The organism is Asticcacaulis sp. SL142 (assembly GCF_026625745.1).
Classification (GTDB): Bacteria; Pseudomonadota; Alphaproteobacteria; order Caulobacterales; family Caulobacteraceae; genus Asticcacaulis.
Genome location: NZ_CP113061.1, coordinates 2,414,043 through 2,425,963, shown reverse-complemented (window position 1 = coordinate 2,425,963; position 11,921 = coordinate 2,414,043). Strand labels below are relative to the sequence as shown.

11 protein-coding genes are annotated in these 11,921 nt (G+C 56.1%); 2 read left to right on the top strand and 9 right to left on the bottom strand.

The window, feature by feature from the left end:
* Positions 1-5: 5 nt before the first annotated feature.
* The 7 genes from OVA03_RS10980 to gabT all read right to left on the bottom strand — a co-directional run bounded on the left by OVA03_RS10980 (position 6) and on the right by gabT (position 8,713).
* Positions 6-1,247: a type II toxin-antitoxin system HipA family toxin gene (locus OVA03_RS10980; protein ID WP_267524509.1), complete on the bottom strand. Its 1,242-nt coding sequence runs from the start codon at positions 1,245-1,247 to the stop codon at positions 6-8.
* Positions 1,248-1,258: 11 nt separating this feature from the next.
* Positions 1,259-1,546, bottom strand: coding sequence for a helix-turn-helix domain-containing protein (locus OVA03_RS10975; protein ID WP_267524507.1), 288 nt, complete (start codon positions 1,544-1,546; stop codon positions 1,259-1,261).
* A gap of 87 nt (positions 1,547-1,633) precedes the next feature.
* Positions 1,634-3,457 carry a M48 family metalloprotease gene (locus OVA03_RS10970; RefSeq protein WP_267524505.1) on the bottom strand — a complete coding sequence of 608 codons (1,824 nt, stop codon included), beginning with the start codon at positions 3,455-3,457 and terminating at the stop codon, positions 1,634-1,636.
* Entirely contained in the window at positions 3,454-3,882 is a 429-nt protein-coding gene (locus OVA03_RS10965; RefSeq protein ID WP_267524503.1) for a hypothetical protein, read from the bottom strand. Before OVA03_RS10965 ends, OVA03_RS10970 begins: the two co-directional genes overlap by 4 nt.
* Before the next feature lie 40 nt (positions 3,883-3,922).
* Positions 3,923-5,839, bottom strand: coding sequence for a CHASE2 domain-containing protein (locus OVA03_RS10960; protein WP_267524501.1), 1,917 nt, complete (start codon positions 5,837-5,839; stop codon positions 3,923-3,925).
* A gap of 987 nt (positions 5,840-6,826) precedes the next feature.
* Positions 6,827-7,297, bottom strand: coding sequence for a hemerythrin domain-containing protein (locus tag OVA03_RS10955; RefSeq protein ID WP_267524499.1), 471 nt, complete (start codon positions 7,295-7,297; stop codon positions 6,827-6,829).
* A gap of 135 nt (positions 7,298-7,432) precedes the next feature.
* On the bottom strand, positions 7,433-8,713 hold the full coding sequence (gene gabT / locus OVA03_RS10950; protein ID WP_267524497.1) for a 4-aminobutyrate--2-oxoglutarate transaminase: 1,281 nt from the start codon (positions 8,711-8,713) through the stop codon (positions 7,433-7,435).
* Positions 8,714-8,981: 268 nt separating this feature from the next.
* On the opposite strand from gabT, the gene OVA03_RS10945 reads away from it, so the two are divergent.
* Positions 8,982-9,602, top strand: coding sequence for a hypothetical protein (locus tag OVA03_RS10945; protein ID WP_267524495.1), 621 nt, complete (start codon positions 8,982-8,984; stop codon positions 9,600-9,602).
* On the opposite strand, the gene OVA03_RS10940 is transcribed toward OVA03_RS10945, so the two are convergent.
* A complete protein-coding gene (locus OVA03_RS10940) occupies positions 9,599-10,327 on the bottom strand; it encodes a FadR/GntR family transcriptional regulator (protein ID WP_267524493.1) in 729 nt (242 codons plus the stop codon). The genes OVA03_RS10945 and OVA03_RS10940 overlap by 4 nt on opposite strands.
* Positions 10,328-10,518: 191 nt before the next feature.
* Between OVA03_RS10940 and OVA03_RS10935 the strand changes: the two genes are divergently transcribed.
* Complete coding sequence (locus OVA03_RS10935; RefSeq protein ID WP_267524491.1) at positions 10,519-10,908, top strand: hypothetical protein; 390 nt, start codon at positions 10,519-10,521, stop codon at positions 10,906-10,908.
* A gap of 72 nt (positions 10,909-10,980) precedes the next feature.
* Here the strand turns inward: OVA03_RS10935 and OVA03_RS10930 are convergent, their stop codons facing one another.
* The gene (locus OVA03_RS10930; RefSeq protein WP_267524489.1) at positions 10,981-11,841 is read right to left on the bottom strand and encodes a hypothetical protein; all 861 of its coding nucleotides are present in this window, start codon (positions 11,839-11,841) and stop codon (positions 10,981-10,983) included.
* Positions 11,842-11,921 lie beyond the last annotated feature (80 nt).

The window sequence follows — 11,921 nt, the reverse complement described above, 5'->3', positions numbered from 1 at the left end:
CTCCCCTATCTTTCCAGTGCGCGCACAATCAGGCTGCACCGGCGCGTGATCGCCTCAACGACCCGGTTCAGCCCCCTATGACCCCCAGCGGGCAGGGCTTCGACGGCCGCGATGGCCGCCGGTAACTGATCGGTGACCGCCCCGGCCAGAACCCGCACCCGCTCAAGGGCCAGCTTTGACGACAGGCCGCAGGTATCGGCTTCCCGCGCCCAGTGGTGGCCCTCGATATAGTCGCCGCGCCGTTTGCCCCCGACATCGAGCGCCAGATTTTCAGTAATCCCGTCAAAGACTTTCGCGCACATCACATCATAGATGGGGGCCAGTTCCACCCCCTCAGCGCGGATCAGCACCGAATAGTTTTTCAGGTGCGCATCGGTATTGCAGCACAGCACATTGAACACCAGCATGTCCCATAGCCGCAGCACATCGGCCCCGCCGCCGATGGCGCGCAGGCGGTCCATCATGGCCGCAAAACTGCCTTTCGTGTCAGTTGTATGGTCGTGCTGATACTTGGCCGAGGGCGGCAGGCCCAGAGCCTGACAGAAATCCTCCTGATGCAGACGGCGCAGATGGTCGCCTTGCGTCAGGCGGTCATAGCGTTCGACCAGCAGATAAGTCCGCGCACCCGCCCGACCGGTCGTGACCTTGGGGGCGCGCAAGCCCACCATCCCAGCCAGGGTCAGACACAGGGCCTCATTATGCACCCCGCCGGGCAGGCGCGGGCTGTCGGGTTTCAGGATATGGCTGGACGCCGCGCCATTGAGGGGAATGGCCACCGCCCCCTCACCCGTTAGCCGTACGGCCAGCTTGGTCTGCACGCCGGCCAGCGACATCGACACCCCGTCCTCACCGGCCAGAAACGGCTTTTGCGGCAGTTCATTAATGACGCGCTCAAGGTCGGCCTCTGAGCCAATTGCGCGCGCCTCGCCGCCCGTCGCCCCCCGCTCGCCAAAGGAGATCGCCCCCGACGTGTCGCGCCCGATGCGGGCCAGCAGCCCCAGAATGTCCGTATACGGCACATCCAAAAGCCGGGCCATCATCCGCAGGGCGTCGCTGTCTTCCGGCAGCAGATTGATCAACCACGGCGCGACCACTTCCCATGGATAGGGTTCAGCCCGCAGCGGCAAAGTCGTTGAGATGGGAAACGCCCCCGGCTGTGCCAGCCAGTCGCGCGCATAGCTAAACCCCGGCGCGGCCTCACCGGTAATGATCTCGCCCACAAGATAGCGCTCATAAAACAGTTTCATGGCGGGTCGGCTCACAAGGGCGGCAGGGCGGACGACGCCCCGGCCGGTGCAAACAGAGTATCAATCCGCATGCCGAGGGCTTCCGCCGCCGCTAAGGCGGGCGCCAGATAGCTGGTGCCCTTACCGCGTTCCAGCTCGCTGATGAACCGCCGGTTAACGCCGATCAGACCGGCCAGATCATCCTGCGTATAGCCCAGCGCCTTACGTCGGGCCTTGATGGCCTTACCAAACGCCTGCGCCAGTCTCTGTTCTGCGGTTGTCAACGCCATGCCCTGCTCCGTGATACGCAGGTGTATCATAGGGCGTCCCCATTAACAATAAGCTACGCAGGTGTAACATTTGCACCTGACCGCTTTAAATGCTGCATAGGTGTAACATTTTAGGGCTTACGTCCCCAACCCGCCAAACCAGCCCTTAACGGTCGTTGCCCCCTGCTCTATGGCGGATTTATTATTTAACCGCGCATGGGCCCGCAGGACAGCTTCCTGATTGGTGGCACTCAAGCGGGCAAAGGCCGGCTGGCCCGGCACCGGCGCATTATTGACGCAGGCCATTTTGAGCTGCGGGATTTCGGTATCGATGCACAGGTTCAGATCAGCCACCGCCGCGTCCTGCTGGCCGGTCGTAAAGCCCACCAGAACATAGGTCGGCAGGAAGGGTTTGCGATCGTTAAACGCATTACTGCCCATATCGGCAACCGCCTTGGCCTGCGGCCACGATTTGAGGGTCACCAGAATATCAACGTGATCCTGATAGGCCGCGCCCGACTGAAACGGCAGCTTATGGGCGGCGGTGAAAATGGTACTGGCCAGCTTTAGATTACCCTCCGCCGTCAGCACCCGCGCCAGTTCATTTTGCACCATGGTGGAGGTTTTATAGGGCGTCAAAGCGGCCCGGTTAACCGCCCGTCGCGCGGCCTTGATGTCACCGGCCTGCCGGGCAGCAATGCTTTCATCGACAGCCAAAACGGCGGTTTCGGCGTCTTTAAATTCCTTGCGGCCCTTAACGACGGTGAGCCAATCGGCCGGTTTGGGCAGATCAGTGCCGCCGTAAGCTTCTTCGATATATTCGGTCAGTTCTTTCAGGCGCACCTCCGGGTCACGGTGCTGGGCTTTCATGGCTTTTTTGACGGTTTCGGTGACCCCTTTGCGGACAGTCCGGTTCACATCGTTCCAAACCGAGGACAGATTTATCTTTTGCAGGAAATTCGCATCCGTCGCCGCCGAGGCCTGCAGCGACTTGGCCTGAACGGCGGACACTTCCATCAGGGAGGTTTCGACGGAATCGCCCAGCGCTTCAAACAGTTTTCGTTCCCGGCCCTCAACCTCGGCTATGGTCTGAAACGCCTTACCCGCCCCGCCTTCGGCATCGTAGCCCGCCTTGGCCGCCAGATCAAAGCCTATGGCATCGGCCTCGTCCTCATTGGCCTTGGCGACCACAGGATATACCGCAACGTCCAGCATCATACGGATCTGCGCCGAAGAGTCCCCGGCCCGCTGCTGGGCCGAGACCAGCTTAATCTTATCCTGACTGCTGATGGTCAGGGTCTGGCTTGTCTCCGACCATTCCTGTTTTGAGACCTTGGACGCAAAATAATAGGCGTCCGAAAGCTTGGACAGCATGGCGTTGCGCTTGGCGATCTCACCGTTGCGGCGCAGGTGTTTAAGCGCCAGGTGAGCATATTCGTGCGCCAGAATAAACGCTACCTCGTCCTCACTTGTGGCCCCGACCAGCAGCCCCAGATGCACCTTAATGCTGTTGTCCGCCAGCGCTTCGGCCCGGTACGCCCCGGTGCCCGCGATATGGATGGTCACCCCTTCCGGCTTAGGATAGGGCCATTGCGCCGAAATCCGGTCCAGCATCTGCTGCAACGATTTGCGGGTCTCAACCATGTTCAGCCGGCGATCCTGATACTCGACCCGGTTCATGGCGCTGAAACCGGCCTTAAGGGTTGGGTCGCTCATCGGTTCGGGCTTAAGATCCTGCGCGGCAATCTGGCAGATGAATTTGCCCTTTTTGCCATCGACCGCGTATTTCAGCCCCCCCATGCTGGGCAGGCTTAACCGTGACTTGGGCACCGGCCCGCAGCCATAGGCCGCTTGAGCCGCCGGTGTCATTTGCGCGTCGGCCCCTGACGCCGCGATCATCATCAGAGCGATCAGGGATGTGGCGCCAACCCGCCCCCTCTTCACAATGGCCAGGTGCGTCATCTGGGCCCTCCGGTCGATGGCTTACATCCGCCTGAGCCAGAGGAACTGCCGGCATTGTGACCGGCGTTTTGCTGACCGGACGCTACCGCTGCCGTAACATAACCCGTAGGGCAGACACTGCCGGTCCACATTACCTGCGCCTGCATGACGTAGATGGTCTTGTCGTCATTATTCTTTATACCGAGCAGCGCAGGTTCAGCCCGATCAACGACCTGGGCTTGCAGATGTGGCAGCCTGCGCTTATCCTTTTGCAGCTTTAAATCCTCTTTAATATCCACATTATCTATGAATTTGCCCTCCTTATCGAAAAGCTTGATCTTCGCGACCCTCCATCCGGTAATAAAATCCTCAGCCGTTGCCGAAGTCGCTAATGTAGATGCCAGAACTAAAGCACTCAGACACACAATAAGACACTGTTTCATCATGATCTCCTAGGCTTGAATCGGTTTATGCTTGATCGGGAAATTAACGGTCATCCAAAGTCTGGGTCGGCTTCAATTTAGCCGCTTCGATCTTGGCGAATTTCTCAGTAATTGAGTCCAGATTGAACCAACGCTGCACCCCTTCCAGATGCAGGATCAAAGGCTTTAATTGAGATATGCTCTTCAGGCCGTCCGACACAGACGCGGCAATCTCTTTTCGCATCTGGAATATGCCAAAGCCGATAGAGGTCTGATAAACACCTAACCAGTTGATCGGCTCCGGAGCACCTATATTCTGAGCACAAAATAGTGCCAGCCACAGCAATGAAACGCTAAACAGAAACATAGTCAGGTATAAAATTATGTTGGTGCGTTGGATAAATTCTATAAACCGCAGCCACCAACTTATTTTTTCAACCCGCACCTTTATCAAGGTTATGCTTTCACGCTCCACCCCTGCCGCGGAAACATATTCAGCGTGAGCCTCAACCGTAGTGACATTGATGCTTTCGGTCGCAATCTCGCTGTCGTTTTTGTTCAGATTTTGCCTTTTGTGAAAACACAGCCCAACCGTACCTAGAATAAGCAATGCCCACAAAAGGCCCGTTTCAATAAAATCGCTTTTGTCGAAAACACCGCCGCTAATCTGACGGTAACCAGGTCCCCATTTGATAAGGTTATCCAGGGCCATGGCGTGCAGGAACACACCTGGTACATTTCCGTGTACGGGACTTAGTATCCAGTCGGCGCCAGCAACATCCTTAATGCCAACTAGAACCAGGCGGTTGTGTAGCAGCTTGTGAACTAACTCGCTGGGCAAAACCCCGGCCACATCGTGATATGGAGCATTTAAGCTATGCAGACACGCCGTTTCCGTAGTCTCAGAGTGGTTCCTCAGAGCCGTATCGATCTGTCTCCACAAATGTCTCTCCGCACAGACTGGTGTAACCCGAGAGGCCCGATTGATAATATGCTGCAAAGCTATACCGTCGTCTGCGGGTTCAGCAGTTTTTGCGAAGGGTTTCAACCCCGCGCCCCACACAACGCTTTGCGAGTTATAGAACGCCGCAGGCCAAGGGATATGCTCCGGCGTAAATTCTTTGATGTCCTCAGACTTAAAACTGAGATCAGGAGCCGGGTCCGGCAGTTCCAGTCTGTTTACCAGTGCGGCGCATTTTTCGTCCGGGCTGGTCCCTCTGGACAGACAATGAGCAGCGAACAAAGCACTGGCGGGTGAGAGATCATAATGAGCGACACCGCGCTCGCTATGCTCGCCCTCCCACCTAAGCGTTGGGTATTCACGGGGATTAACCGTAACCGTCGACATGACACTGCGTAAGGCCAGTTGACTTTGGAAAGGCGTCCAGCGGTTGGTGATCTCCGGCGTGACCCGGCCTAGAATGACCGGTATTCCCCCAGCATCAGTTATACATTCAATTTTGTTAACGGGTGACATCTGACATTCAGGTAGCGATCCCCACGCGCTATAGTTGGTGGCCTCCTCAATGGCTTCTAATAACCTGAACTGACCGCAATGGATGGCTTCATAATTCATGCCTTCTAAGGGCTCGCAACCGGCCTTTTCTCTGTCTAGTTCAACCAGACTGCCCGTGAAGATGAAATCTAAAAATACCGCCTTCGGTTTAATATCGTGGCTCTTGCCGGCTTTATCCGTATGAAGGCCAGTCGTTAGCTGGGTCAGAATATTGGCATAATCCGTATATGAAGGCGGCCAGTACCGGATCGAGCCATAGTCATACATGCTGTTGGCATAGGCATCGTCGAGATAAACCACACTAACTGGTGCCCCCTCTTTGTCAGGTTGATACTGGTTCGCCAGCAGACGCTGGTAAATCTCTTCGCTTTTGCGCTTGGACTCGGAATCCAAACCCAAAATATTGAGCTTAGAGACCAGAAGGGCCCCTAAGGTGAAAACGAGACTGGCCAGAATTATCCGCACCAGAGGCAAGCCTTTGAATAACCGGAGAACCCATAAGGCCGGCTTCATAATGCTATCGAGTAATCTCTTGCCCCTGTGTAATGTCACATCCCTTCCGGGGTTTCACGCCCGGCCCCTGCCCTGATCCCCTCAGGCCCAGATAAGGTAACACGAATTTTACAATGGTAAACCCTTAGTTAATAAGCCCGCGCGCTCCACTCATAGGGGTCATTTTGACTTCAAAAAATATCTAATAAATCAAACACCTCGTTAGAGGGGTTATAGATAGAGTTAGATAAGTTAAGAGCCGTGCGGGTATGTAAAAAGCCTTGAAAACCAAGGATTTCGTAAAACGTCCGGTTCCTGATGTACCGGGTTTTTGTTCCTGATGTATCAAGGCAGGTGTTCCCGAAGTACCGGGGATGTGTTCCCGATGTGCCGATAGACGTTCCTGATGTATCGAAGGTCTGAGGATAGGGGCGGTTTTTTGAATCAGTTTTGGCGAATCAGCGGCCAAACTCGTTCAAATGATTCGGTGATAAGGGCGGGGATGGATGTCTGTGGATTTGGACATGTCACTTCAGGAACGCTTTTTGGTTTCGGCGTAAAAGCGCGGACGTTCAGCCCTTATAGATATTGAGCTGAAAGCGGTTCTTTTCGTGATAGCGCTTCACAAAGCCGATAAAATGCGCAGCGCAGTGACTTAACTTGCCCTGCCTGACGTGATTTTGGTGGGATAACGGTTGCGCTCAACTAAGGTTCACAACGGCTCGGCCTATAGTAATGTTTGTTATCCAGGGAGATACGATGTGGCTCGCTCGCTGGATGTGCGGGGCTGCGGGGCGTGGGAGGTGTGAAAATGCTTTCTTCCGTGGGCGGTGCACCGTGGTGGACGGCAGCTACGACTCTTTGCGGCGGATCGGCCTTGAGGGCCACATTTCTTCGGCGTGACCTGTCAGACGTTAAAGAACAGAAAAGCCGCCGAATACAGGTTCGGCGGCTTTTTCACTACATGGCCGGTTCGGGCTGAGGCATGGTTTTCATCTGCTGTTTCTTGAGCGCGTCCATTGCCTTGGCCAGATCCTTGGCCTGAGTGTCGCTCAGGTACTTTTTGGCCTTTTCGAAAATCTCGCCCTCTTCTTCTTCGACGTGATGTTCGACCGAGTGCTTAAGCTCGCCGAAGTGGATCAGCCATTCGGAACTGTCCGCCGACAGGCCGCTGAGTTTATCGAGGAATTCACGGATTTCGTCATGCTCATGATCGGCATGTTCCATCTTTTCCTCAACCGACTTAGCGCGGGTGGCGTCAAGCACCGCCTGATAAAAGGTCTTTTCTTCCGTGTCGGCGTGCAGGGTCAGTTCCATCTTGATCTGCTGAAACAACTGTTCGCGCTCACTGGCCGTCGGTGACGCCACCACCTGCTCCATCAGATTAGCAACCTTGCGGTGGTCTTTTTTGAGATAGCCGTAAATATCCATGTCCGTATCCTCGTTTTAAGCCCCGCTTGCCGCCGAGATAATGTCGGGATGGGGATAAGGACGATATGGCGGAACCGCTCACGCCTGCAAAGAATGGATAAGACCGAAGTTATTGATTTTGCGAATTATTTTCAGTTATAATTTCAACGCTTCGGTCATCAGATCAAACCCTTCGGCGATGATGGCCTCGGATGCGGTAAGCGGTGCCAGCAGACGGATGGTATTGCCGTAAACCCCGCACGACAGCAGGATCAGGCCCAGACCTTGCGCCTTCGTGGTCACCGCCTTAGTCGTGGCGGCATCGGGGGTAAAGCTGCCGCGCTCAGACACGATATCAAAGGCGACCATGGCCCCTAAGCCGCGCACCGCACTGATCGGCACAATATCATTACGCTGAGACAACGCGTGCAGCCGGGCCAGAAAAAACGCCCCCTGACGGTTGGCGGCGTCGAGCAGGTTTTCCGTCTCAATCACCTCAAGCACGGCCAGAGCTGCGGCACAGGCGACCGGATTACCGCCATAAGTGCCGCCAAGGCCACCCAGCTCCGGCGCATCCATAATGGCGGCCTTACCCACCACGCCGGACAGCGGATAGCCGCCCGCCAGTGACTTGGCCATAGTGATCAGGTCGGGTTTGACGTCATAGTTTTCCATGGCGAACATCTTACCTGTGCGCCCAAAGCCGGTCTGAACCTCATCGGCGATCAGAACAATACCGTGGTCGTCACACAGTTTGCGCAAGGCCCGCATCAGTTCAGGCGGCGTGATCAGGAACCCGCCTTCACCCTGCATCGGCTCAATGATAATGGCTGCGACCGCCGAAGGGTCAATATCGGCCTTGAACAGATAGGACAGGATTTTCAGGCTGTCTTCAACGGTGATGCCGCCCGCTTCGGTCGGGAACGGAACGTGATAGACCCCCGCCTGAGACGGGCCCAACCCTTTCTTGTAGGGCACAACCTTGCCCGTAAGCGCCGAGGTCAGGGCGGTGCGGCCATGAAAGCCGCCGCTAAAGGCGATCACCCCATCCCGGCCGGTATAGGCGCGGGCGATCTTGATGGCGTTTTCGACCGCTTCGGCACCTGTCGTCAGAAAGGCGCTTTTGGCCGGCCCGCCGATGGGGGCGAGCGCGTTCAGCTTTTCGGCCAGCGCGATATAGGGCTCATAGGGGGCGACCTGAAACGCGGTGTGGGTATAGGCGTCAAGCTGGGCCAGAACGGCGGCCTGTACCTTCGGGTGACGATGGCCGGTATTTAAGACCGCGATCCCGCCCGCAAAGTCGATATAGCGGCGTCCATCTACGTCCCACAGTTCGGCATTTTCGGCGCGAGAAGCGAAAATCGAGGTGGCGTGACCAATGCCGCGCGCAACGGCTGAGTGGCGGCGGGCCATGAGGTCGGCGGCTTTGGATGACATGGTAAGCCTCAATAAATGTGATCACAAAGTTTTGGGCTGAAACGGTATAATGTCAAGTCACGGATCAGTGGGTCAGGTTAGCTTATCGGCTGATAATAAAGACAAATTTCTATTGAAACCAAACGTGATAAATCATCATACCAGTTAACCAAATAAAAGGCTGTACGGGCATATTATGCCCGTATAGGTTATTTTTTGTAGCGTGTTTCAAAGGGTTAATGATGCGTTAATTTCATTACGGGCTGAGTATTATTCAGGGGCAATTGATATGACGGTCGCGGTTATTGATAACCGAGCGCTGCCTTTGTGGTGGTTACTGCCGCTTTGGGTGGTTATCTGTCTGAATATCTGGAGTCTGGGCAAGGGCGCTCAGGCTGTGGTGGACATGCCGGAAACTGCAGCCCCTGATGTCATTGCCTCAACCCAAACGGTGCCGTGGACCTTCTTTCATAATGTGTTCGACTTTCCGCTGGTGGAGCGGGAAGAGATTGTGGTGCCGGCTGTGCCGGGCCACCGGGCGCTCCGTGTTAAGGTGCCTAAGGCTGGTCATGACCCGTGGAATGTGCTGGTTCATACCAACACCGCAAAGCCAATCCAGCGTGGCGACCGCATCGAAGGGCGGGTGTGGCTGCGGCTGGATCGCGCAACGCAAGGACAAGATACCGGCCGGGCGACCTTAAAGCTTCAGAACGCGCGCTCTCCGTATACCTCCATGCAGGTGCTTCATCTCATCCTGACGCCCCAATGGCAGGAATTTACCGTCACCGGCATTGCCCCTCACGACTTTAAGGCCGGTGAGGCCAATCTGGTTGTTTATCTGGCCGGTCAGGCCCAGACTGTCGATGTCGGCCCCGCGACCCTCTATAATCGCGGTCTGCCCCAACCTTAAGAGGTTCGTCTGGACAGACTCGGGGTTTCCTCAATAATCACGGCGATCGCCTTGGTGATCAGATCGCGCATCAGGGCTTCGGCGGCCGCACCGTCACCGGCCTCAATCAGAGTGTACACGCGCACATGGTCATTGTGACTGTCGGACGGCTCGCGCGCCAGGCTGGTCAGGCTGATCGACAGGGTCAGCGCCGTATCGATCAGGGGGCGTAACTGGCGGTAAAACGGATTGCCCGACGCCTCCAGGATGTGGCCGTGGAATTCGATGTCGTGACGGATGCTTAAGGCCCGGTCATTGTGATGGCGGATCATCAGGTCGAGGCTTTGTTTGATGCTCTGTAAGGCCGCCGGGTCGCGTCCCTGTCCGGCGTGACGGGCCGCCAGTTGCGCCGCCATCGGCTCAAAAGCCAAACGCACCTGATTGAACTCAAGGATAAGTTCGGGCGTCAGGGGGCGCCGCGTCAGCCAGCGCAGCACCTGCGGGTCGAGCAGGTTCCAGCGGCTGAGTGGTTCGACCTTGGTGCCCAGCCGCGGGCGCGCACTCAACAGCCCCTTGGCGGTCAACATCTTTAGCGCTTCACGGGTTACGGTGCGGCTGGTGTGGTTGCGGGTGCAGATATCCGCCTCGGTCGGAAATGGCGTGGCGTCATAGGCACCCATGACAATGGCCTGCCCCAGATGTTCCAGCAGGCTGTGGGTCAGGCTTAAACCGTAAGACGGGATCATCGGCAGCTCGCAGGCTCTGTGTAAAGTTACACCTTTGCGATAGTGGCCACACCTTAGGGTGTTTGTCCACTGCGGCAGCGAAGGCGATATTACCGCTTTCTTATAAAGTCATCACCATAAACCCATATAGAATTTCAGGCACGGGCCGTAGGACAATGGTCATCAGTATTTGTGGTGACCGGAGTTTGATCATGAAGCACGACCTCAGCATCGACCGCGCCGATATCGACAGCCCGCTTAATGGCCTGGGCTTCGGGCGTTTTAGCGACATCGTCTCAGGGTCTCTGTTTCGCGGGACGAATGACCGGGTGCGTAGCCGTGTGATCAGTGAGTGCGATCTGGGCATTGATTTCGGCGCTTTTCGCACCAGTCCGACCGAGATTATTCAAACCGATATGGGCCGTGATACGACATCAGGCCGCAGGTTTAGTCTGGCGCAGATTGTGACATTGGCCCTAGTGAGTGTGATCGTTATGGCGGTGGCGGCCTATGGGTATATCTATGCAACCGAACCCTATAAGGTGTCGGGTCTGCTCGAATACTATCTGATGTATCTGCCCATTCCGGTTGATTATAACTAGAGCGGAATGATTTCAATTGAATCACTCCGCTCAGCCGCCACCAGCGGCGCGGCCAAGGGGACGGAGCCCCGCTTAGGCTGAGGGAAACCCCCTGATGTGGCGGGCAAAGAACGCCAGTTCAATCGACACCAGTTGCCGGTAGCTCTCGTGCATTAGCGTTGTGGGCGAAGGCGCACCCTTGGCATCAAGCGTGAAAAGCCCTAACTCAGCGCCTTCGTGAACCAGATTTGTGACCTGGGTTTTCGACAACCCGAACTGCGCGGCAATCGCTGAGCGGCTGGGGCACTCACAACCGTTAAAGTGAGCGTACATAAGGGCAAATGTCAGGGGCGCACCCCCTTCCCGTCCGCGGAAGAACGGAAAAAACACCGGCAGGGCCTCATTCATAGCGGGGCCTAGGGCAAACTCAAAACCGCCCGTGGCCCACAGCCGGACAACAGCCATTTTATCTTCCATCAGAATCTGGCTGCAGCGCAGACGTGGGTGCAGAATATCAAGGCTGATGGCGGCGCACATCACCCGCTTACGAACAAATCGCATAAGACGATCGGTCGGCACATAGAATTTACGCCGGTTATCATCAGGATCACGCTCGACCTTAACAAAGCCGACCACCTGCATCAGCCCCAGCATGGTCTTAAGGTGGCGGGGGCTGCTGTCATAGGTGGCGCAGGCCTGAGCTAACTCAGTATAGGTTACGCCGCCGCGCTGGTCGTTAAGCCATTTCACCGCGTGCCGGTGCAGCAGATACCCGATAATTCTGAACCTGTGCTGCTGGGCAATAATCTTATTGAGGTGGCGCTGGCTTTTGCGAAACTGAATAAGATCAGAGGTATATTCGATCAGGGCCGTGTCAAACTCAGGGTGGACACTAAGTTCGCGGGCTTCGTGAATTATGTGCGCAACGCCGCTGCGATCAACCTGGCCGTCCAAAGCTTACCCCCCACACCTCACAGGTTCTATACACACCGTATGTCGAATCAGGTGCGTTTGTGATCACGCATTTAACCCAT